A 24,417-nucleotide genomic window follows, 5' to 3' on the forward strand; every position below is an offset into this window, starting at 1 on the left:
AAAGACAGCTCCTTATACTAAAATTCTCTCGATTTCGTCGTGGTCAATGGCTTTTTCATAGGCATTTCGATAAAAATTAAACTCATCAATTTCAAAAAATTGAACGCCAGCTTTTGAAAAATGATCAATCGTTGATTTCGTCTCTAAAAGCCTCATAAATTCATTAGGATGAATAAATCTTGTCGCCTTTGTACAAATCAAAGCTTCGTCAATACGACAACTATTCACATAGCTATAGCTATTTTGATTCCCTTTAGCAATGATCGTATCATTTGTATATTTTGTAGCGAGCATCAAATCTCTTAAATAATTTTCTCCGTAATAATGATCTAAATGAATTGGAACAAGATAATTCGAATCAACGAGATCATTAATACTAAAGTAATGATGGCAGTAATCAATCAAGTATGTTTTCACATTCCCATGATTGTTTTGATTAAAAATGTCTAAATAGCCATCAAATAAGTCGAGTAAAATAACTAGCTTTTTCTGTTTAATTCCTTGTCGATTGTAGACTGTCATTAGCTTCTCATAATCTGCATTACTTCGAACAATCCCTACTAATGTAGCAGTCTCTTCATTTCTTTCGTACGGCAATTTAATAAGATCGAGCAGCTCCTCCACACGATTCGTGTAAGTATGCTCTTCTAATACTTTTCGTAATGTGAGTAAACGGTTTTTCTTATAATAAGTCTCATCTGTATAATAATTAGCAAGACGTTCCTTCATCACTTTTTCATTGTCGGTAGCCGTTACGATCTCACCAAACATTCTATGAATCCCTTCTGAATGGGAACTAATAATTGGCGTATTACTTGCCAGCAACTCAAATACTCTCCGGGCAAACATTGTCGGAGATTTAGTAATACTATTCACATTAAGTGCTACTTTATATCCTTTATAGGCAATGTCGATTTCATTCTGTTTTAAGTTTCCAACAATAAACGGTCGATACTCTTCTGGAAATTGATTTGGACTTGTTGGATTATGATAGTTTCGGTCATAAATATCGAGTCCATATTCTTTTGAAGCACTTACTAGCTTCTCCATCGCTCTTGTCCGTTCAGGGAATTTTTTACCGTAATATGCTCCAGCAAAAACGACCTTTTCTTTACGTGGAAGATATTCAATTGGATTGTGAATTTTCGGTTGAGCTGCAAAAGGTAAACAATAAACATTTTCGCAACCTTCTGCCTCGTAATGCTGAACTGATTCATGATCAGTCGTGAACACATAATCAAAATGCTTCGCAGTATCAATAAAAGCTTGATAATGAAACGGATCTTCTTTATTCCAAAACACTGTCGGGATGTAGTGCTCTTTACACCAATAAACTAACTTTAATAGTTTCGTATGATCCCGATGATTTTTCGTACCAATCTTATCCTTCCAAGCCCCTTCGTTACCAAGCCATGCAGACTCACAAAAGAAGAAATCAATTCGATGCTTTTTAAACTCATCTAACCAATTCTCAGGCGTGATCTTTATTAGTTCAAACTCATAATCAAAACAACGCGTCGAAAATTCATCTGCAATAAACCCAACTCGAAAATCTTTAATTTCCTTTTTTTGTTTCTTCAAGTAACTATTGTCTATTTTACTTTCTTTATATGAACCCATTAATTTAGCATGGAAAAGATGCAATGTACCTGCGCCAGTCATGTGAATTGAAAAAGAGACCGATTGAAACTCGTTTTGAATATAAGGAGTTAAATCCACTAGCTCATCTAATTTAAAATTCAATGTGCTAATGTGATCCTCATGGTCAATAAATCGTAATTCAAAAACAACTTCACATTTACCACCACTGACGAAGCCTGTAACACCAAATTTCGTAAATAATTCACTTCTACCTTCATTAAATAATAGCGTCATTAGATTATCGCTCTTTACATAATCAATAATAGCAGTCTGCTTAATTAGTTTGTTTTGAATTAAAATTTCCTTTTCCTTTTGGATCTTTTGAACACCTTTACTAACAGTGAAATCATCAGCTAAAAATGAAAATAACTCATGGTTTTGAAAATAAAAAGGTTCATCCACATTCATTAATTTCTGCAGCATCATTTTTGTATCAAATTTCTCATTACGTAGTCGCGTGATTTGTTTTTCGATTGATTCTTTTAACATGAATGTCCCCTCATTTTCTTTTTAGATACTTCAAAAGCTTCCAGTACTTCCTTGCCAATTTCCCAAATTTCGAATTCCTAAATGTTTCATAGTTTAATTGTAGCCTTTGATATTCCTCTTGCAGCTTTTCATATTCATATGAACCAAAAGATTGCTTTACTTCGTTTACAAGAACATAATCATCGAGCCCCATCATAAATTCCTCATGCTCTACAATTAAATCCAGCTGACGAAATAACTGCTCTTCCATTCTTTTTTCCAATTCCATTACCTTATTCGAAAGGAACTCATTTTGCTTTACTAACAATTCATTTTGAAGATCTATATTCGCATCGAAATCCTCAGTCGTAACCTTTATTAAACTTGGCTTAAAATTTAAAGTTGTCGAATCAACATGATTATTACTCAATAATTCACTATTCTTCATTTCAAACCTCCAGAAATGATGTGTTTATTCATAAAGAAGATATTTTTATTAATTTAAGATTAACTTTTTAATGTGAATCTAAATGTGTATCCTTGTTAAAAAATTGTAAAAAAACTTTAGTTAATCGTTAATAAAACAGCTGGGATTTATATTTAGAAAAAATGAAAAGATGCATATAAATTCTTTAAAATAAAAATAAACATAAATTAAAGGGGTACCCAATTCAAATTAGGGGGATAAAGATGGCAGTATTAAAAGTAGGGGAATTTTATGTATGGACTTTAAATTCACATGAGAAACAGAAAGTAATTCGTAAGAAAGTAGAGCTTGTTAAAGTTACCGAAGAAGTGATTGATTTTGAGGAGTCAGGACAAGTTTTTACTGACGATGTCTTCCATTTTTTAGTATGGAAAAACGGGAAAGCAGTCGAGCTTTTTAGTGAAAGAAGGACTCTTGTTGGAACTTTAACTCCGATAGAAAGAAGAGCACGTTGCTATAAATGTAGTTATCCTTTGGAAAGAAAAATACATGACATTTGCGAGGATTGTGGTTGGATTAAATGTCCGATCGAAGGTGCTTGTGGTTGCAAATATCTATAATTGTGTTTTATAAAATGTGAATTCCAAATTTAATAAAATACTTGTACTATTTCCTTTGTATATAAGAAGATTTGAACAACAAAAAAGGCATTGCTCTTTTAAGCAAATGCCTTTTTTGAATTATTCAACGTTCTTTAATTTTGAATTATGGTAAGACCTTTCAATCGATTCAAAAATTCTCTTTGAGTTATTTGTGTCTTTATATTTAAAAATTCTATTCGAATTTCGTTGATATTGCTTTTCCGTTGTAAAACCTCTATTTGAAATTTTTATAATTTCATCAATTAATTTTTCCTCATTATTCACAATCTTTCCTAGATCACTATATTTAATCTGTTCAGTAGGTGCATGATGATTTTTATGTGGATCAAATTGATAAAACACTACTGGTTTATTCATGTAGAAGATATCACTTGAAACAGATGAATAATCTGTCAATAACAACTTTGACTCCTTCAATAAGTCTGATACCTTGGCATCTTTTTTTAATAAGAATTCAATATTAGGGTGATCTACAATGAAGTTTTCTAAAAATCGTTGCATCTGATGATGAATATAAAACTTAACCTGGATATTTTTCCTACTAATAAAATCTTGAAATTCTTTATTTGATATTAGATTTTTGTAAGTCTTAAAGTATTCGGAATTTGAGAATTGTTTTTTATTTATTTTAAATAAATGACGTCTCCAAGTTGGCATAATTAATATTTGCCTTTTTGTTTTAGCATCATGTAAATTATCAAATCTAGCTAATCCTGTTACTTCAACTTCATCATTTGAATAATTAAGAGTTTCCATAATTATTTCTTTTTCAAATTCTGAACTAGCTATAATTAAATTTTGATTGTACTTTTTCTTTGATAGATATGGAGATATATTATGAATAATAACACCATGCTGTATACATACTTGAAACTTATTCTTTAATTGCTTTCTAAATCTTGATCTGAAATCTTTCGAAGGATTAGGGTAACCACTTTCATCAAATGTCCAAGCACTAACAAATACATCCGCTAAAAGTGTATATATTTTATGTTTAAAGGAAGAGTGATGAATAACATTTCCTAAATTGGCAACTTTGGCATAATGCGGTGAATTTTTCTCGATTATATAATAAATTTTCCTGTTAGGCTCTTGCTCTCTGCAATACTTAAAAAAGAAATATCCATTATCTTCAGCTTGATCAGCTCTTTCACAAATTAACCATACTTCTTTATTTACATAAAGAATTTTATAGATAGCCACAATTAGCAGTAAAAAATATTTAATAATAAGTCCTGTTGCTTTGCGAATGGCTGGTTTTATTCTGCGGAATGGCTTTGTCATTTTCCATGTTAAATCTTCGCTTGGATCAGTTGGATTCTTTTCCAAATAGTTACTGTATTTGTTTGCTACATGATATTGGTATCTCTTACTCCTAAATAACTTCATATAACTTATCGCTTCAGAATATTTCTTCAAACTTAAGATTGAAAAGAATCCTTTATAACCTTCTAGTTTAATTTCCTTTAATACTTCTTCTAAATTTATCTCTTTTGTTATTAAGCGTAAAAGTTCTAATAATTTAATTTGAAGCTCTTCATCTAATTCATCTACAAATTTCTTCTTATCTATTAAAAACATTAATTGCTTAATGTACAAACCATATGCATGCTTTTGAAAATCCACGTTAGACTCTTCTTTTACTTTTAAAAACAAATTATCAATTTCTTTGATTTGATTTATAAAGTACTCATCATCAATTTCATTATTTTCAATTGACAATACATCATTCGTTCCAATTTTTTTATTTGTAATATATTGCTTAATTAAATAATACTTTAATCCAAAATAATCTATTTCTTGAGTCTTAGTTTCTATAAGATACTCTTTTAAGGTAGCAGTCCTTAGTAAATTCATACTCATTAAATCAGAATATGTAAATTCATTAAAATTAATTGGATTAACTTCTAATTTTTTTTCCTCTTCAGTAGAAAAAATGCAATCGTATTTGCCAGAATCAGCAATTCTTAAAAATACTTCTAATAAGTGTTGGTTGAGGCTAATTTTACGATCATAAATAAAAACATATTTACCATTAAGGTCATCTAACTTCAATTTTGTATTTACCAATTTTAAGTTTTTAAACTGCTGGGATAATATTTCTTCAGTCTCTTCAGCCAATAACTCATTTTCTGTATTATAAAGGATTAATTCAATTTGATCTTGCTTAATACTTTGCTTCTTGATTGAATTAATACAATCTATTACTTTATTAATCTCCTCATTTATATATGAAATTATGATGCTAAATTGCAAGTTACGACACCCTCTTTACAAGTCTTATAACTTTTCGTAATGGACTTGTCACTTTCCAAAAATTGCTATTCTTTATATTTCTCGACTTCCTATAATCTTTCGCTAATTCAACGTTGACTTTATACCACCATCTTCTAGAAATTAATAAAAGATTATAATCTAAAGCTTCCTCAATATGTCCTGAGCTAAGCAAACTAAGAATTGGCTCTTCTACTTCCATGTAGTCTTTAGCTAAATCAGGATCATATCCAATCGCTACATCTTTTACTAAATTAAAAAGATAATGCTGTTGTTCTATTGGTAAATTTTTAAAGTCTGCGTCACCGGTTTTCCAAAAAATTGATCTAAATACGTTAATCTGAAAATATTTGAAATCTTTTTTTGAAAGTAAAGGCTTTATTAATAAAGCCGATTTCACATCATTTTGGACTGTACTAATAATATCTCTTTGTGTTAAAGATAGATTTTTCTCATCGTTTCTTCCGCGATATAAATAAATTACTTCAGGAATATAGCTGAACTTTTTAGCTTTAGAGAATAATTGAATATCATAATATTTATCTTCTCCATTTTTCATACCCTCGATAAAATTAATATTATTTTGTCGCAAGAATTCAGTTTTTACTAGTTTTAAATAAACTGCTGTTTTAACTTGATAGAAAAAAGGAGCATCCTCTATATTCACATCGATATATTTCTTTTGTAATTGATATTGTTTAAATGTAACATGTTCGTGTCTACGCTTCGTTTGATCATCAAAGCTGATCATCTTACCCATTACAAAATCAGACTCACTATTTTCAATTACATTTATTAATTTTTCGTATGCATCTAAAGGTAAAACATCATCCGGATCTAAAAAGATCGTATACTTACCTGTTGCATTTTCAATTCCAACATTCCTAGGTTTACCAGGAGCACCAGAATTCTCTGTGAAATGAATTCCTTTAAAGTTTGGATACTTACTTGCAAACTCATCAATCATAATTGGGGTACGATCGGTCGAGCAATCATTCACCATAATCACTTCTAACTTTTCATACCCAATCGTTTGATTTAATAATGAATGCAAACATTCATTGATATAACTTTCGACATTATAAATAGGTAAAATAACAGAAATTAATGGTTGATTCACCCGTTGTCCCCCTTTATTAAAACTTAATTTCTCCCACCATTTTAACTTTCTGAAAAAAATCACATTAATTTATTTTTTGATAAAACAAACTATTTAGAAAATTATTCTAGAGTAAAATAAAATATTAAGTTTTTGTAATGTTTTTAATAAAAATTGTAAAATAAATGTCATTTTATGATACAAAATGTATTATAACATAAAAAATGTCACAAAAAATCAGTACTTTTTAAAATTAAATTTCAGTTAAAGTTAGATTAGTATAATATCAAGTGAAATATTTCTCATATTTAAAAAATATAAAAAACAAGAATAAGAATTTATTCCAATGGCTAATTGTCGATTAACGAAATTGCTTCTTAAGGAACAAAATATAAAAAAGACGCTTTACTTTTTATAGTAAAGCGTCTAAAAATGACACGATCCTTATTCTATAGAATACTGCTCAGCAAAATACTTCCTATACTCACCAGAAACAATCGCTTCCCACCATTCCTTATTATCCAAATACCACTGAACAGTTTGAGCAATTCCAGTATCGAATTGATAAGTAGGCTTCCATCCTAGTTTTTCTAATTTACTAGGGTCAATTGCGTATCTCTTGTCGTGACCTAATCGATCTTGAACAAATTCAATTAGGTCTTCTGATTTACCAAGAGTTGAAATGATTGTTTTAACAACCTCTAAATTTGTGCGCTCGTTATGCCCGCCTATATTGTAAACTTCTCCATTTACTCCTTTATGCAAAACTAAATCGATTGCTGCACAATGGTCTAGTACATGGAGCCAGTCTCGAATATTTTCTCCAGTCCCGTAAACAGGAACCTTTTGGTTATTTACAACACGTGAAATAGTTAGTGGGATTAGCTTTTCTGGGAAGTGATATGGACCGTAGTTATTTGAGCAGCGTGTGATATTCATAGGGAATCCGAATGTTTCATGATAGGCACGAACTAGAAAGTCAGATGATGCTTTGCTTGCGGAGTACGGACTATTCGGTTGTAACGGAGTCTCTTCAGTAAAAAATGTTGTAGGATCAAAATCCAATTCACCGTACACTTCATCGGTTGATACGTGAACAAATTTCTTAATGTTAATTGTTTTAGACGCATCTAATAAAACTTGAGTTCCTAAAACATTTGTTTTAACGAATATTTCAGGCTCGGCAATTGAGCGATCCACATGGCTTTCCGCTGCAAAATGGATGACATAGTCGAACTTTTCTTTATTAAATAATTTTACAATCTCTTCACGATTCGTAATATCGACTTTTACAAAATGATAGTTCTCATTTTTTTCGATGTTTTTATGCTTCGTTACATCGCCTGCATATGTTAAAACATCTAAATTATATATCGAATAGGAAGGATAGTTACTCAACATATATTGAACAAAGTTGCCACCGATAAATCCGGCACCACCTGTAATTGCTACTTTCATTTATTACTGTACCTCGTCTCTAATTGAACTAGATTTCAATTGAACTAAAAATCTTGCTAATGCGTCTTGCCATGAAGGTAAAGGCGTAAAACCGTTTTCAACTAGCTTTTGTTTCGATAATCTTGAATTCTTTGGTCGAGAAGCCCGAGTAGGGTATTCTTCAGTTGAAATCGAATTTACTAACATTTTACGGTCGGCTTGTTTGAAAATTTCTCCTGCAAATTCTGCCCAGCTAGTGTTGCCCTCATTCGTAGCATGATATATTCCGTATTTGTCAGTTTTGATTAATTCTACTATTAATTTAGCCAAATCAACAGTATATGTCGGTGAACCTATTTGATCACCTACTACATTTAATTCATTTCTAGATTCTGATAGTCTTAACATCGTCTTTATAAAGTTATTCCCATTAATCCCGAATACCCACGAAATGCGAAGGATAAAATACTTTTCGATTAAAGATTGAACAATTTTTTCTCCTTCATACTTTGTTAAACCATAATAACCAATCGGTTCGGGGTAATCCTCTTCGGTAAAAGGATTTTCACCTTTTCCATTAAATACATAGTCTGTACTAATATAAACAAATTTTGCATTTTGCTTTTTTGCAGCTTCAGCTAAATATTTCGTACCTTCAACATTTACATTCCAGCAATTTTCTTTATCATCTTCAGCTTTATCGACCGCTGTGTAAGCAGCACAATGAATAATCGCATCTGGTTTATATGAATCTACTAAAGAGAATACTGATTCTTTCTTGGTAATATCCAGCTCTTTTCGACCACAGCCTTTAACATCTATACCGTGTAGCTCACATTCCTTTACGACATCGTAGCCGAGTTGCCCACCGTAACCAGTTACTAAAATCTTCATTTCATTGCTCCTTATAAACAAAATTATTTTCAGCATCCTTTAATAGTGGTGCAGTTTTGTCTTTTGCTGATAATAATGGAGAAATATTGATTGGCCAATCGACCTTTATGTCGGGATCATTCCAGTTGATCCCTCGATCACATTCAGGTGCATATAGCTCATCTACTTTATACTGAACTTCCACATCATCAGTTAATGTCATAAAACCATGAGCAAACCCTTTTGGTACTAATAATTGCTTTTTATTTTCAGCACTTAATTCAATCCCAAACCATTTTCCGTATGTCGGACTCTCTTTTCGAATATCAACGGCTACATCAAAAATCGAACCCCTTGTACACCGTACTAATTTCGTTTGTGCTTTTGGAGATAATTGATAATGCAGGCCACGTAAAGTTCCCTTCATCGCAGAAAAAGATTGATTATCTTGAACAAAATGTAAATCTATGCCAAAATCCTTCATTTTTGAATCATTATATGTTTCCATAAACCAACCACGGTGATCACCAAAAACGGTAGGTTCAATAACTACAATACCCTTTAAAAAAGTTTCTGTAATCTTCAAAGGTAATGACCCCTTAATATTTTATCTCGCCGCTCGCAACTTTTCGTAAATATTGACCATAACTCGTTTTACTCAGTTGCTCACTTAAACGTAATAATTGCTCCTTATTAATCCATCCATTAATATAAGCAACTTCTTCTGGAGCAGAGATTTTAATCCCTTGATGCTCCTCAATTGTCTTTACAAAATTCGTTGCTGAAACTAAACTCTCATGCGTTCCAGTGTCTAACCACGTATAACCGCGCCCTAAAAGCTCTACATCTAACTCGCCCAAACTTAAATACGCTTCATTTACAGAAGTAATCTCTAACTCACCACGATGAGACGGTTTTACATTTTTAGCAATTTCAACAACACGATTATCATAAAAATACAAACCAGTCACCGCATAATTCGATTTTGGAGCCACAGGCTTTTCTTCAATACTCAAAACTTTCCCAGACGCATCAAATTCCACAACCCCAAATCGCTCAGGGTCCTGGACATGGTACCCAAACACCGTCGCCCCGGTTTCTTTCAACGCTGCTTTTTTCAAAATACTACGCAACCCACTACCATAATAAATATTGTCACCTAATATCATCGCAACAGAATCACTTCCAATAAACTCTTCGCCAATAATAAACGCTTGAGCCAGCCCGTCCGGACTAGGCTGTACCTTATATTGCAAAGAAATGCCAAACTGAGACCCATCACCTAACAACGCCTCAAAACGAGGCAAATCCTCTGGAGTCGATATAATCAAAATCTCTCTAATCCCCGCCAGCATTAAAGTAGATAACGGATAATAAATCATTGGTTTATCATACACAGGCAATAGCTGCTTACTAGTCACCATCGTCAATGGATAAAGTCGCGTACCACTACCACCTGCAAGTATAATGCCTTTTATCGTCAAGACCTCCTAAACATTTTTACTCATAATTTTAGGAATATATATATTATTATGTTGATGGATAAGGGTGTGTGTAGGTAAAACTCTAATTTGGGAGGAATGAGCATTTTGGAGTGAATTTTAGAAGAAATTAGTAGAGTCATAAAGATAAAAAGACATAAAAAAATAAACACCGCTAAAAGTGTAAGTTTTTAACGGTGTTTATTTGAAGGTTTCGTTACTTATTTACTTCTTAAGGTAATTCCAAATGTTGACGTAATTCAGTCGATACTTTATCTTGTTCTTCCTTCGATACAATTACGTACCAGATTCCGTCAATCTTCTTACTCTCACCTGTAACTTGAGTTTCAGTAACATTTTTCGCAGCCGTACGATAATCTTTTTGGATTGAAACCATATCCTTTAAACTAATATTCGTAACTACATTTTTTTGAATAGCTTGTAAAACAGATTGATAATTTGTTAAAGATGAGACTGTTGCTCCTTTTTTGACTACCGCTTCAAGAACTTGTCTTTGTCGAAGCTGACGGCCAAAATCTCCTCGTTTGTCTAACTTACGCATACGAGAAAACTTTAACGCATCTGTACCATTTAAATGAAGTTGACCCTTCGTAAAATGCACACCTTCATAAGTAAAGTCTAAATCGTTATTCACGTCCACGCCATTAACTGCTTCTACGATATCCTTAAAACCCTCCATATTTACTTCAAGATAGTAGTCAATCGGAATGTTCAAGAAATTTTCAACCGTATTCACAGACATTTGGATTCCACCAAACGCATAAGCATGGTTAATTTTATCTACTTTATCTTTTCCAACAATATCAGTTCTCGTATCACGTGGAATACTTACCATTTTAGTCGTATTTGTTTTCGGATTAACTGTTAACACAATCATCGAATCCGAACGCCCTTTATCACCAGGACGATGGTCAACACCTAATAGTAAAATTGAGAAAGGCTCTTTCTTTTCAACACTAAATTCATCTTTACGTTTGTCGGTTTTCTTTATTCCTTGATAGATTGCATCTGATGTTTTATTTATATTGTGGTAAATTGACCCACCTATTCCTAAAACAATTACAACTATTGCACTAACTACGATTAATAGTACTTTTTTTGCTGTGGACATTTTTTTCTTTGAGTGTTTTTTTGTTCTGGACAAGGTTATTCTCCTTCTAAATATGTAATTAACTTGGAAGTAAATCAGAGTTGTCTTTTTCAAAATTTTAATAAAAAAATTACACGACATTCTTAAAAAAGGCCGTGTTGTTAAAAAAATCTGCATTTATTCTCTTACTGATCAAATCGACTTAATACATCTCTTTTAACTGCTTCTAATTTTTCACTGCTATTTTCTAAAGAATTTCCTTTAACGCCATACCTGTTGGTCTTAATGCATTCCATGACCCATCTAATAGATTAATTCTACTTCAAGCTGAACTACGAAACTAGTTAATGCATCTACTTCTGCAGGGGGTAGTTATCCACCATCAGGGCCGTATACCTTGAATCCGTTTATTCTGATTAATTATAACTTACCCTTAGTACAATACCACTGAATACCCCTAAATAAAGAACGGCAAATGATAAAACTGGTGTTAGGTATAATCTTTCAAATTTACTTTGTTTTTCAATGAACCGAACTAGCCCTTCTGATACTTTTATTACTGTGAATAAGTATAGACGGTTTGTTCCTGCGCCTAATTCTTCTCGCATGTAAATTTTACCGAATTCTGGTTTTTGTATAGGCTGATTCTATTAGTTTTGATTTGATTTAAATTGTTCTAGTAGGATAATGATCAATCTCTGCTGAATAAGTCTCTCGTATATACCTTAGGCTCTACATTTCTTAAATCATCCGATAATCTATTAGCCACGATTATATCGGAAACTTTTATAAACTCGTCTAAATCATTAATTACTTTAGAATTAAAAAAATCCTCTTCATTTAATGTTGGCTCATATACAATAACTTCGATGCCCTTGGCCTTAATACGTTTCATAACGCCTTGAATCGCGGACTGTCTAAAGTTATCTGATTCTGTTTTCATGGTAAGTCTGTAAATGCCTACAACCTTAGGAGTTTTATTAATTATCATATCTGCTATATGGTCTTTTCTAGTTCTATTTGCATCAACTATAGCTGTCATAATATTATTTGGGACGTCCGAATAATTGGCTAATAATTGTTTTGTATCTTTAGGTAAGCAATAGCCACCATATCCGAAGGAAGGATTATTATAGTGGTTCCCTATTCGTGGGTCAAGGCCAACGCCATCTATAATTTGTTTCGTATCTAATCCTCTTATCTCTGCATAAGAATCTAGCTCATTAAAAAAAGCGACTCTCATTGCAAGATAAGTGTTGGCAAATAGTTTAATAGCTTCAGCTTCTGTTGAATTAGTAAATAAAACATCTATATTTTCTTTTATTGCACCTTCAACTAATAAATCAGAAAATACTTCTGCTCTTTCGGATTGTTCTCCAACGACAATTCTTGTAGGATTCAAGTTATCAAAAAGTGCTTTTCCTTCTCTTAAAAACTCTGGGGAGAAAATTATATTCTCTGTATCAAACTTCTCCTTTACTAGCTCTGTATACCCTACTGGAACTGTTGATTTTATAACCATTATGGCATCTGGATTAATCGATAGTACATTAGCAATAACGGCTTCAACAGATCTAGTATTGAAATAGTTCTTATCAGGGTCGTAGTTCGTTGGTGTAGCAATGACTACATATTCCGCATCTTTGAAAGCTGAATAACTATCTGTAGTTGCAATTAATTTAAGTTCTTTAGTTGCCAAAAATACTTCAATTTCATTATCAATAATAGGAGATATTCTATTATTAATCATATCTACTTTTTCTTGAATAATATCAAGTGCTATTACTTCATTATGTTGGGCTAGTAGAATTGCATTTGATAATCCAACATAACCTGTTCCTGCAACAGTAATTTTCATTGATTCATACATCTCCATAACTTTTATTTTCATTTTTATAACGTTATTGAAAAGCAACAATAAAGCTAGTTAGTTTCGAAAGAAAGTTCCAAATTAAAATTATAGCTCGACACCAGTTCTACCTTCTCAATAACAAGTTCATAAACCTATTAATCTTTTAGCAAAGTAATCCGATGTATTATCGGAAATTACCATAAATAAAGACATCGAAATTAAATAAATGCTTTAATTAGAATCATTTTTACATTTTGCTTTTCAAAATTTGCTGCTGTTTCAATTGCCTTTTCTTTCATAAATACTTTTTTATTTTGACTAAGCGTAAAATATCTAATAATACTACTTCTTAAACTATTAATGTCACCAGGTTTAGTGAGGATACCATTTTCCATGTCTTTCAAATATGTACTTATTCCACCAATATCACTACCAATAACAGGAATACCACAACTCATTGCTTCTAATCCAACTAAACCAAGGCTTTCTTGCAACTTTGTGGGAAATATGAAAACTGACATCAAATTATACATCTTGCATAGTTCTGAGTGGGAAAGGCTATCAAAATGATATACATATTCAGTTAAATTTTTATCTTTTATTTTACTTTTTAGTTGCAAGTACTCTTTTCCACTACCTACTATTAACAATTTAACATTAACAAATTCTTTATTTTTTACTATTAATGAATATGCCTCTATTAAATCATCCCAACCTTTTCCATATTCAATTCGTCCTACATAACCAATATATTGAAAATTAGGATTTAAATTAAACTTATTGAAATTACTTTCTGATGGGAAAAATATAGAAGAATCAATTCCGCCTGATGGATATATGACAATCTCATTTTGAAGGTCATACTTCTTATTAACTAACTCCTTAAAAAAAGAGGAAGGAACTATTACTTTATCCGATTTTTTTAAGATCTGCTTTACTAGTGGCTGTAAATAAGATTGAAATCTTGTTTGTGGAACAACGTCACTACCATGAACGTTTGTATATACTCGTATGTTCTTTTTAAAGAATTTACAAAATAAAATCGGAAAAGCAGTGTGTGAAGCATAATGTACATATATAATGTCATAACTCTTTATTAAAAGAGAAAATATAATACGCAAATAAAATAGTATATATTTAATGATTTTGTTTAGAGAGCCTTTACTTTTAGTTAATACAATTTTACTTACATCAATATTATATTCCTCTAATACATCCGAACTCTTCTTAACAAATATTCCATACGAGGGAAATTCCTCATTAGGATACATATTTGATATTAATAGTACTTTCATTTAACCTCACCTTACCTATGTTTTTTTATCCATTTACTTAAATTAGCAGTAAAGTAATTAGTAGAAAGCCCTTTTTATGACTAGAATTAGTTGTTTTGCTATTTTATCTGTCAAAGAAAAGGTTTACCTAGAATCGGTCCATTATGATCAACATTATTTTCAGTTCAAATGCATAAGAAACAAAACTATTAATAGAATCCTCTTAAATAAAAAGCACTAATTAAAGTTGTAAATCAAAGAAATGATAAATATATATTTCAAAAATATGCTGACTCAAAAAGAATACGGCATGTTTCTAATTATAGTATTAGAAGCATGCCGTAACGTCTTAGTATTCAGTTTATACTTTAATATACCAATATTAATTTTCAGGTAAGAAAGTATTATTATTTATCTTACAATATTTTTGACTTCAAAAACCTTTTTTTTATAGTCTCTGTGATTTCTACAATTGTTTCCTTATTTATTAATAAAATAAAAAACAATAGTAGAACTTGGACCATAAATTCATAGGTAATATTAAGTTGGAGTATACCAATTTGAAAAAAAATAAGTATGAGAGTAAAAGAAAATTTCATAAAGTTTACTTTTATATGAACAAACTTTTTCGTATCAATTATTCTTAAATACCAGATTACAGCGAAACTTATCATTGTAGCAATAGAAGCACCGTTTATTCCAATTAGTGGAATTAACAATACGTTTAAAATAAGATTAATAAAAGCACCAACAATCGATGTTTTAAAAACTCCCTTTGTATCCTTGGCTGCAATATAATTTGTTCCTAAAAAAGCTGAAAAACATGAAAAAACTACTCCAAGAAATAAAAAGGGAGAATATTTCCATGACTCATAAAATTGTTCTGCTACAAAAATCTTCATTATAAATTTTAATAAAACTATTAAAATCGATGTAGATATAAACATTAAAGATGAAATTATATTGAATACTTTACTATAAAATATTGACTTATTATTCGAATCCGCCTCTTCTATAGCTGACATTTGCCAAGCTTGGAAAAAAATCGAATTTATTACATTTAGCAAACTTGGAATTTTATTGGCGACTGCGTATAAACCATTTGCGCTTATACCTACAAAATAAGTTATCATATAACGGTCAGATGCATTCATAACCCACCACATCATAGCATTAGGTATTAGTGGTACACTGTACAACAACATCTCTTTTGTTATTTCTGGTTTTAAATTTGTAAAATTAATAAATTTTTTAACATCTCCAAAAATAAAAAGGATAAAACAACTTACTAAATTTGATGCAATTAATGAGATAAAATAGCCATCTATGCCCATATTAAAAATCAATAGTAGTACTGACGCTGTGATTAATAATATCAAAGCACTAATAATTCCTGTAAATGCAAAAAGTTTTACTTTCCCAATACCCCTAATAAACTGTAGCAATATTGTGTTTAGTAATTGACAAAATAACAGAATATAAAAATATATAATAAAATGTTTAAATGGTTCTAAATTATTGAGCAAAGGATAAAAGAGGATAAAAAAAATAAAACAAAAAAACATTACTATTATACCATTAGAAAAAACTTCAGTTTTACTGTAGTTTTTATCCATTGAAAATCTTAACATAGCATCGTAAATACTGAGTGATATTAGGGGTAAAAGTAAACTTATAGTAGTTGTAATTAAATCAGTTGATCCATATTGTTCCTTTGACAATGAGTAAGTATATATTGGTACTAAAATAAATGATATTAATTTAGTTCCTAAATTCCCAATAGCAAAAACCGCGGAATTTTTTAGTAACCTACTATACACGCTCATTCTTTACACCAGTTACTTTCCTCTGAATGTAACTATTTATTAATTTATATTTGTCTTTAAACGGATTTTCATTAATAGATTGACTATTATTTTTATGAATTAGTAACTCCGCCCTTTTTATAATTTCATTTTTATCTTCAATTTCATTTACTTTTAGAAATTGGACGTTGTCTTTATTTTGTAACCAATCTAAAAAGGTACATTCAATCTTATGGTTAGAATTTTTAAATACTATGCATGGTGTATTGGTTATCACGGCAAAAATCATACCGTGTAATCTATCAGTAATAACAAGTTCAGAAGATCTGAAACTATCCCAAATTTGACTAAGTTCTTCCTTCCTCTGGTTAGGGTAGATTTTTTTCGGAACAGATGTATCACTCACAGTTACTTTTCCAAAATGTTTTTTTAAACTTTCTAATAGCATTTCCTTATGTGAGTGATTAATTACTTTTTCCTTATCATTTCTAAAACATGTTAAGATACCTTCTCGTTTCATATCTGAGGATTCATTTAAAGATAATACTATATCAGGTGTCAATACTACCTTCTCTTCCCCAAAATATTTCTTCATTGCATTATAAGATTGTGTTTCCCTCGCTACAATGAGCAACATTGGATTTTTATTATATATGCTTATAGACTTTTTTAACTCTCTCTTACCAATTGATGTATCACTAAAACTAATAGTTTGAGGAAATGAAACTATTTTTGTACCTTTAAATGTCTTAATAATATATCTTCTTAAGTATTCTTCTGAGAGATATAAATCCCCCATATTTCCTCCACCATGAATTCCAATGACATCATCACCTTCAAGTACTTTTTTAATTTCCTTAGTATCTTTGATTACATCTTCAAATGGAACTTCTATATATTCATAACCTTTAAAATTATCTTCAATGAATCTCTTTTGGGCATAAGCTATAGCTTGATCTCCTAAATTACCATGAGTCGGTGTTTGCATAACAAAGAATTTCTTTTTACCTTTATATTTTCCATACTGAGTTTTTCCCTCTTTTGATGAATTTAATATAAAATTTTTTAAATAGAATTTAGTATTAAATTTAATATATTCAGAATAACTTAAACTATTTTTTTTCTTGCTTGTAGTAGACATAATAAATGATTTCCCTTCTAAACAGTTACTCGTTTCATAACCTCTCTTATGAAAGTTTTTAAATCCACATATGAATTTAAATTTTTTGTTAACAATTTTAATCGCTCACTTTTCAAATCAAATTCATAAAAAAATAATGAGGTATATAGAATGTTTTTTCTTTTTTGCAAAAATCTCCAAAATTCGCCTTTATCTTTTTCTACTTTTTGTAAATCATTAAATATGTTTATTATCATAATTATAGATTCAAAAGATTTAACGTTTCTTCCAAGGCTTTTAGTCATAATAGAGTTAGCTCTATATCTTCTTTGAAAATATTTACTTGAATCATACATTATTCTATTACACTCTTTTAATAATTGAACCGTAAATAATTCATCTTCATGAAGTAAATCTTTTTTAAAAGTCAAACTTTTTTCCAAAACAATTGAAGATTTGATAAAATATAACCATACCGGTGGCATAAATCTTTTTCTAACTAGCCTTAGATACTCATCCTTTGAATAAATAACATTTTCTTTTAATAACTTTGAAGTATCATAGTTACTCATTTTGAAATTTCCTTCAATATCACAAAATGGATTAGCATCAAACTTAACTAAATCTAAATTATTTTCTTCGGCCAGTTTAACTAGGTTTTCAAAAGTATTAGATAAAAGATAATCATCAGAATCCAAAAAATATAAATATTTACCTTTAACATGCTTTAAACCTGTATTCCTAGCTTCAGAAAGCCCTTTATTCACTTGGGTAATTACTTTAAAGTGTTTGAATTTATTTTTATATTCAGATAAAATCGAAAGACTATCGTCAGTGCTCCCATCGTTAATTGCTATAATTTCAAAATCTTGATACGATTGATTCAATAATGAAATTAAACAGTCTTCTAAATATTTTTCGACATTATAAACCGGTAAAACAACAGAAATCATTTTTTCATTTAACATATTTCTAACCTCGTTCTTGATCTTTCTTACATACTAATTGAGCACACACAATTCCTAATAAGGTTGAAGATAATGCAGAATATAAAACATGTCCAGCAAAAAATGAATATAAAATTAATATCCAAAAACTTACTGAATAAATACCGATAGTTCTCTTAACGGATAATAAAAAATATTGGAAATAGCTAATAAGTACAATACCGATTCCAATTATTCCGAGTGAAAAGAATGTATCAAACATGTCCATTTCCACTAAATCTCCATTTCCCCAGTTCTGTATCCTATACTTAAAGCCACTGCCGAAAATAAATCTAATTATTTTCATAGGTTCTTCGTCTAATCTCATGTATGCCTCTCCTAAGAAGATACTCCTAGAACTTGATATAAATTGAATTAGATTGCCTGAATATAAATTATAAAAATATAAAAATCTTTCATAAGTGTTTAACAATGGCTCAATAAAAATATTCTTAAATATATATATTGATAAAAATAGAATCAAAATTGTAATAACTAAAACCTTTATCCTGTTAACAACGGAAGCTTTCTTATTAAAAAATACTGTTTTTATATATAGGAAAAGGAAGCATATTATACCAAATAAAATACCAGTTTTTGTACCTATTAATATCAAGGAGGAAAAATTAGCGAAATAAACAATTCCATTTAATATATATTTTTTTCTATTAGTAATTGATTGAAAAAAAGTAGACCCCATAAAAATATTGAGCAATAAAAATACAATTGTTATATCATTGGTAGCAGAAAAAAAACCTTTATATCCACCACCATTATTATATGTGCTTGTTCCAAGACCCAAAAAATATGGTATTAATAATAAAACCGGAAAAATAATAGAATATATAAATAGTATTTTATTAAAGTAATTCTTTTTAGATTTTCCTTTGATAAACTTTTTACTGAATTCAATAATATACATTGATAACAATAGCTTAAGTACCACCGATATATCACTTGTAAAAAAATAAGGATTACCGTGTAGAAAAAAAGTTTGAATAAATAAAACAAAAAATAATAGGAAACTAGCAATATAAATTTTTAATAGCCCTTGGTCATTGTATTTATAAAAAATAGAAAGGCTTACTAATATAAAAATAATAAAGAATCCCCGATAAAACATACCAATTATCTGAGGACCTCCAATATTAATTAATAAACCATTTACAAAATCAATTAAGGGCATTAAAATTAGCAAACAATAAAAAATTTTAATTAATAACTCAATTTTGTGTTTATTTGAGAGTATTAAAATTATAATCACTCCCTTGTTTATAATTTCATATAAATTATTTTTTTATATGTTTTTTTAACTAAAAGCTGGTTTGGAATCTTTATCTACTCAAAGTCTACCGAAAAATACTTATAATATAATTTTTGTTGATTACAAAAAGAATTAATTTTAAATCTATAAATATAATATTCACTGAAAAAGCTATTGGATATATAGTAAGTTTATATAATTGTTATATAGATTAATTAATGCTCGATAAATATCCTTCTAATATATTAATAATATTATTAGTATTGGACTCATATTTTCTAAATTGCATATCCTTTACTTTATTAATCGCAATTTCTAATTCACTTAAATCAGAAATCCCATATATCATATTAGAATTTGTAAACTGTTCAATTATTTCAAACTGATGGTTATCTACATGTTCATCGTATTGCACTATCCGAGGAACACCAATAACTTTCTTTTCTTTTTTCACTCCATTAACTATAGAGCCTGTTCCACCATGAGTGACAATTATTTCGCTCTTTTCAATAACATCTAAAAACTCCTCTTTATCTAAGAACTTCTTATATGAATATAAGCGAGGTTCATACGTCGAATAGCCGGTTTGAGCAAATACTTCATTAAAATCTATTTTCTTTTCCTCAATTAATCGATCAATTTCTTGTAGCAACCTGTTAAATTGAAATTTTTGGGAACCTACTGTAACAAATATCAATATAATCCCCCTCCAAAAGTTGCATTTGGATAAACCTTTTTCATTTCTTCCCATTGAACTAAAAATAAATCAGCATATCTGTACATCAATTTCCCTGTAATAGTAGGTGAATTTATCTTAGAAAAAGATTCAATAAATATGAGTTTTCTCTTAGTAAACTTTGCTAATAAACACACTGGTATCGTAGATAATGCACCAGTGGAGATAACAACATCTGGTTTTTCTTTAATGAAAATAATTAAGGTTTGAATAAGTAAAACTAAAAACTTATAAACAAATGTGAATTCTCTTCTATTTATCTGGATAACATCATAACACTTAATATCTTTTGAATTAAATCCATAGTTTGTTTTTTCTGTCAGAATAAAACTATCGTGTTTTTTCATCATTGGATAAAGCATCAAAAGTTGTTCTAGATGTCCACCAGATGATGCTGCGAAACATAACTTCAATAAACTCACTCTTTCATTAATTTGTAGGAAAAACTAGTTAATGTAATAAAAATTATTATTGGATCTACTAAAAACTTTAAATAAAAAAAATTATCGCTCTAAATAACAATTTATTAAAAAGCGTTCTTAGATCCTAATAACACTCCAACTGTTTTTAAAATAATCTGAATATCATAAATAATTGACCGGTTACATATATACGTTAAATCCAATTGCACCATTTCATCAAAGCCAACACTATTTCGGGCACTAACTTGCCATAGACCTGTACATCCTGGAGTAACTAGTAATCTCTGTTTATCATAATCTGTGTATTCAGCTACTTCTCTGGGAAGTGGTGGCCTTGGCCCAACTAGTGACATATCACCAAATAAAACGTTAAAGAACTGAGGCAACTCATCAATCGATGTTTTTCGAATAAACTTACCAATCCTCGTAATCCTTGGATCATCCTTCATTTTAAACATTGCACCTGTAACTTCATTATATTGTATAAGCTCTTTTAGTCGTTCTTCTGCATCAGTTACCATTGAACGGAATTTGTACATTTTAAATTCTTTTCCATTTTTACCGACTCTAGTTTGATAAAAGAAAACTGGACCTTTTGGATCTTCTAATTTAATAAAAATTGCTACTACAATAAATACTGGTAATAATACTAATAGACCCAAAAAAGCGCCTAATAAATCCATTAAGCGCTTAGTAAATAAATACATCCAATTTTTTTCAACAGTTCCCTTCGATAAGAGTGGTTGCGAAGCATATTCTGATTCTTCAAATCTCATTGCTTTCAATCTGATCATCCATCCTTATTTAATATTTACTGTTAACATGTCATGTAAATACTTCAATAAATCATCTCTTAAATCTTCATGCTTTAATGCAAATTCAATTGTCGTTTTAATAAATCCTAATTTTTCCCCAACATCATGACGTTTCCCTTCAAAGTCGTATGCAAACACACGTTGAATTGAATTTAATTTTTGAATCGCATCCGTTAATTGAATTTCTCCACCTGCACCAATATTTTGTTCTTCTAAAAACTTAAAAATTTCAGGTGTAAACACATAACGACCCATGATTGCTAAATTAGATGGAGCAGTACCTAGTGCTGGTTTTTCAACGAAGTTTTTTACTTCATATCTTCTACCCTCTTGCATAATCGGTTCAACAATACCATATCGATTTGTTTCTTCTTCAGGTACAGTTTGTACACCAATTACTGAAGAATATGTATTATCGTATTGATCAATTAACTGCTTTAAGCCCGGTGTTTCAGCTTCAACTATGTCATCACCAAGTAGTACCGCAAATGGTTCGTTACCGATAAAATTACGTGCGCACCATACTGCATGTCCTAATCCTTTTGGTTCTTTTTGTCGTATGTAATGAATGTCGATATTAGACGGAGCTTTTACTTGCTCTAATAGTGCATATTTTTCTTTTTCTAATAAATTGTGTTCGAGCTCAAATGAAAAATCAAAATGATCTTCAATTGCACGTTTCCCTTTACCTGTTACGATAATGATGTCTTCAATTCCCGAGGCAATCGCTTCTTCAACAATGTATTGAATTGTTGGCTTGTCTACGATTGGTAGCATTTCTTTCGGCATTGCCTTTGTTGCAGGTAAAAAACGTGTTCCTAATCCCGCAGCCGGGATGATTGCTTTTCTTACTTTCTTCATTTTCTAATTCCCTCCATCGTTTCTTTCCCCAATATAATAAAGTTTCTACTTCTATATTCACGTGAATAAATACACAAAAAGAAACTCTATTTCTCTTTATAATAAATTAAATTTAGGGCATCTAACCCTTCCTCACACTATACCTTTGACGACTAGCGTCTAAGCAGATAATCTTTAAGATTTTCAATTCCCTTTCTAGTATGCATTTAGCCTGTTATGTTTGAGTTCTTTCAAGAGGTCTTTTTGCATTTAGATATACGGAAATCTACTGAATTAATCATCTACCACAATATAGTCGAGTACCTCCATTTGTAACGGTAAGGAGATATCACCAATCATTAACTAAATCCTTAGTAAACGACTAAAAATATTTTGTTTTAATTTGAGAGGTTGTTCTGGATAAAGAATGTCACTATTCACAATTGAACCGACATTTTCTTTCAGTAAGAACTCAGTTTCGATCCCAAATTTCTCACGAATGATTTCATAAGCTTCTGATAATTGGAAACTTCGACTTCCAGTATTATGTGCATCCGATGCAACCGTATGAGCCAAGTTACTCTCAATACACTTAAACGAAAACTTCTGAATTTTTTTACCGAATTTACCTGTTAATGACGAAGCGGTGATTTGAGTTAATATGCCTTTTTGAACAAAGTCATAAAGTATATCTGGCTCATTTATAAGAACTTTGTTTCGTTCAGGGTGAACAAGAATAGGTGTTATACGATTTGCTTGCATCTCATAAAATAATCTATTGGCGAAACGCGGTATATGGGATGATGGAAGCTCGCATAATGCATAGCGCATTCCATCATTGATTGAAACAATTTGATTTAGCTCAAAATCTTGAATCAATTCACCATATAGTCTTATTTCTTGACCAGGTAGAATAGTTAAATGTATTTCATTTTCCTGTAATACATGATTTAACTGTTCTATTTTTTCTAAAATTGTTTTTCTGTCTGTATTGTAGCGTCCATTTTGATGATGAGGTGAGGCAATAATCGTATGAATACCGTTTGCTACTGCAGCACGGGCCATCCCTATACTTTCCTCCATTGTTTTAGGACCATCATCTAGACCAGGTAGAATATGACAGTGTAAATCGATCATTTTTCGTTACCGTAGTAATAGTAATAACCGTCTTTTTCTTGTTCTGCTCGATTTAAAACAACCCCAAGAATATTCGCATTTACTAATGTTAATAATTCTTTTGCTTTTTTAATTTTTTCTTTTGATGCATGTCCTCTACGCACAACTAAAATCGTTCCGTCACAAACCTGCGAAATGATTTGAGCGTCAGTAACAGCTAACAATGGGGGTGCATCAAAAAGAACAATGTCAAATTGTTCGTACATTATTGCAATCAAATTCTTCATTTTCTCTGAAGATAATAATTCCGATGGATTTGGTGGAATTGGTCCAGAAGTTAAAATTGATAAATTATCAATTTGGGATTTTTGTATAAAGTCTTTTAATGACTTTTCTTGTGCAATGGCAGTTGTTAAACCCTTAAAGTTTTCTAATTTAAAATCAGAATGTAACTGAGGTTTACGTAAATCTGCATCAACTAAAAGAACTTTTTTTCCTTGCTGAGCGTAGGTCACAGCTAAATTAGCAATCGTCGTTGTTTTCCCTTCAGATGGTTCAGAAGATGTTACTAAGATCGACTTTACTTTTTTATCAATTGATGAAAATTGTATATTAGTACGTACTGTACGATATTGCTCCGCAAATGGAGATTTAGGGTTTGTTAATGTAATAAGAAATCTTTTTAATGTTTCTTTAGCAGTCTTTTTAGACATT

The 24,417-nt window shown here is 30.4% G+C and carries 23 protein-coding genes; 1 reads left to right on the top strand and 22 read right to left on the bottom strand.

All coding sequences use genetic code 11. The annotated features are described in order from the left end of the window. Nucleotides 1-12: 12 nt before the first annotated feature. Together CN692_RS04565 and CN692_RS04570 are read right to left on the bottom strand one after the other, a co-directional pair. Nucleotides 13-2,130 carry a CgeB family protein gene (locus CN692_RS04565; RefSeq protein ID WP_098117963.1) on the bottom strand — a complete coding sequence of 706 codons (2,118 nt, stop codon included), beginning with the start codon at nt 2,128-2,130 and terminating at the stop codon, nt 13-15. Nucleotides 2,131-2,140: 10 nt separating this feature from the next. Continuing rightward, nucleotides 2,141-2,557, bottom strand: a complete 417-nt coding sequence (locus tag CN692_RS04570) for a hypothetical protein (protein ID WP_098117964.1) — start codon at nt 2,555-2,557, stop codon at nt 2,141-2,143. 242 nt (nt 2,558-2,799) lie between these two features. Between CN692_RS04570 and CN692_RS04575 the strand changes: the two genes are divergently transcribed. Beyond that, nucleotides 2,800-3,156 (top strand): hypothetical protein, encoded by a 357-nt coding sequence (locus CN692_RS04575; protein ID WP_098117965.1) that lies wholly within the window; start codon nt 2,800-2,802, stop codon nt 3,154-3,156. A gap of 120 nt (nt 3,157-3,276) precedes the next feature. Here the strand turns inward: CN692_RS04575 and CN692_RS04580 are convergent, their stop codons facing one another. The 20 genes from CN692_RS04580 to CN692_RS04675 all read right to left on the bottom strand — a co-directional run bounded on the left by CN692_RS04580 (nt 3,277) and on the right by CN692_RS04675 (nt 24,416). Then, the gene (locus tag CN692_RS04580) at nt 3,277-5,454 is read right to left on the bottom strand and encodes a CDP-glycerol glycerophosphotransferase family protein (RefSeq protein WP_098117966.1); all 2,178 of its coding nucleotides are present in this window, start codon (nt 5,452-5,454) and stop codon (nt 3,277-3,279) included. A gap of 1 nt (nt 5,455) precedes the next feature. After that, nucleotides 5,456-6,592: a glycosyltransferase family 2 protein gene (locus CN692_RS04585; protein WP_257143967.1), complete on the bottom strand. Its 1,137-nt coding sequence runs from the start codon at nt 6,590-6,592 to the stop codon at nt 5,456-5,458. Between the two features lie 423 nt (nt 6,593-7,015). Continuing rightward, nucleotides 7,016-8,029 carry a dTDP-glucose 4,6-dehydratase gene (gene rfbB / locus CN692_RS04590; RefSeq protein WP_098117967.1) on the bottom strand — a complete coding sequence of 338 codons (1,014 nt, stop codon included), beginning with the start codon at nt 8,027-8,029 and terminating at the stop codon, nt 7,016-7,018. Nucleotides 8,030-8,032: 3 nt separating this feature from the next. Beyond that, a complete protein-coding gene (gene rfbD, locus CN692_RS04595) occupies nt 8,033-8,902 on the bottom strand; it encodes a dTDP-4-dehydrorhamnose reductase (protein WP_098117968.1) in 870 nt (289 codons plus the stop codon). 1 nt (nt 8,903) lies between these two features. Beyond that, a complete protein-coding gene (rfbC, locus tag CN692_RS04600; RefSeq protein WP_098117969.1) occupies nt 8,904-9,467 on the bottom strand; it encodes a dTDP-4-dehydrorhamnose 3,5-epimerase in 564 nt (187 codons plus the stop codon). 13 nt (nt 9,468-9,480) lie between these two features. Then, nucleotides 9,481-10,359, bottom strand: a complete 879-nt coding sequence (gene rfbA, locus CN692_RS04605) for a glucose-1-phosphate thymidylyltransferase RfbA (protein WP_098118160.1) — start codon at nt 10,357-10,359, stop codon at nt 9,481-9,483. A 235-nt stretch (nt 10,360-10,594) separates the two neighbouring features. Further along, complete coding sequence (locus CN692_RS04610) at nt 10,595-11,527, bottom strand: LCP family glycopolymer transferase (RefSeq protein WP_306659891.1); 933 nt, start codon at nt 11,525-11,527, stop codon at nt 10,595-10,597. Between the two features lie 362 nt (nt 11,528-11,889). Further along, the gene (locus CN692_RS27115) at nt 11,890-12,081 is read right to left on the bottom strand and encodes a hypothetical protein (RefSeq protein ID WP_098117970.1); all 192 of its coding nucleotides are present in this window, start codon (nt 12,079-12,081) and stop codon (nt 11,890-11,892) included. An 83-nt stretch (nt 12,082-12,164) separates the two neighbouring features. Next, complete coding sequence (locus CN692_RS04620; RefSeq protein ID WP_098117971.1) at nt 12,165-13,331, bottom strand: nucleotide sugar dehydrogenase; 1,167 nt, start codon at nt 13,329-13,331, stop codon at nt 12,165-12,167. Between the two features lie 212 nt (nt 13,332-13,543). Beyond that, a complete protein-coding gene (locus CN692_RS04625; protein ID WP_098117972.1) occupies nt 13,544-14,620 on the bottom strand; it encodes a glycosyltransferase in 1,077 nt (358 codons plus the stop codon). A 395-nt stretch (nt 14,621-15,015) separates the two neighbouring features. Continuing rightward, nucleotides 15,016-16,425, bottom strand: a complete 1,410-nt coding sequence (locus CN692_RS04630) for an oligosaccharide flippase family protein (protein ID WP_098117973.1) — start codon at nt 16,423-16,425, stop codon at nt 15,016-15,018. Continuing rightward, nucleotides 16,412-17,545, bottom strand: a complete 1,134-nt coding sequence (locus CN692_RS04635) for a polysaccharide pyruvyl transferase family protein (protein WP_098117974.1) — start codon at nt 17,543-17,545, stop codon at nt 16,412-16,414. Before CN692_RS04635 ends, CN692_RS04630 begins: the two co-directional genes overlap by 14 nt. A gap of 17 nt (nt 17,546-17,562) precedes the next feature. Continuing rightward, nucleotides 17,563-18,492 carry a glycosyltransferase gene (locus CN692_RS04640; protein WP_098117975.1) on the bottom strand — a complete coding sequence of 310 codons (930 nt, stop codon included), beginning with the start codon at nt 18,490-18,492 and terminating at the stop codon, nt 17,563-17,565. 4 nt (nt 18,493-18,496) lie between these two features. Then, complete coding sequence (locus CN692_RS04645) at nt 18,497-19,774, bottom strand: O-antigen ligase family protein (protein WP_098117976.1); 1,278 nt, start codon at nt 19,772-19,774, stop codon at nt 18,497-18,499. Between the two features lie 211 nt (nt 19,775-19,985). Beyond that, a complete protein-coding gene (gene pssE, locus CN692_RS04650) occupies nt 19,986-20,471 on the bottom strand; it encodes a PssE/Cps14G family polysaccharide biosynthesis glycosyltransferase (RefSeq protein ID WP_098117977.1) in 486 nt (161 codons plus the stop codon). Beyond that, a complete protein-coding gene (gene pssD, locus CN692_RS04655; RefSeq protein WP_098117978.1) occupies nt 20,468-20,923 on the bottom strand; it encodes a PssD/Cps14F family polysaccharide biosynthesis glycosyltransferase in 456 nt (151 codons plus the stop codon). Before pssD ends, pssE begins: the two co-directional genes overlap by 4 nt. 113 nt (nt 20,924-21,036) lie before the next feature. Next, nucleotides 21,037-21,717 (bottom strand): sugar transferase, encoded by a 681-nt coding sequence (locus tag CN692_RS04660; protein WP_373605020.1) that lies wholly within the window; start codon nt 21,715-21,717, stop codon nt 21,037-21,039. Nucleotides 21,718-21,732: 15 nt separating this feature from the next. After that, nucleotides 21,733-22,608: a UTP--glucose-1-phosphate uridylyltransferase GalU gene (gene galU / locus CN692_RS04665; protein ID WP_098117979.1), complete on the bottom strand. Its 876-nt coding sequence runs from the start codon at nt 22,606-22,608 to the stop codon at nt 21,733-21,735. A 342-nt stretch (nt 22,609-22,950) separates the two neighbouring features. Continuing rightward, nucleotides 22,951-23,724, bottom strand: a complete 774-nt coding sequence (locus CN692_RS04670; RefSeq protein ID WP_098117980.1) for a tyrosine-protein phosphatase — start codon at nt 23,722-23,724, stop codon at nt 22,951-22,953. Then, a complete protein-coding gene (locus CN692_RS04675; protein ID WP_098117981.1) occupies nt 23,721-24,416 on the bottom strand; it encodes a CpsD/CapB family tyrosine-protein kinase in 696 nt (231 codons plus the stop codon). Before CN692_RS04675 ends, CN692_RS04670 begins: the two co-directional genes overlap by 4 nt. Between the last annotated feature and the right edge of the window lies 1 nt (nt 24,417).

Origin of the sequence: Bacillus sp. AFS002410 (assembly GCF_002556365.1) — a bacterium.
GTDB lineage: Bacteria > Bacillota > Bacilli > Bacillales > Bacillaceae_G > Gottfriedia.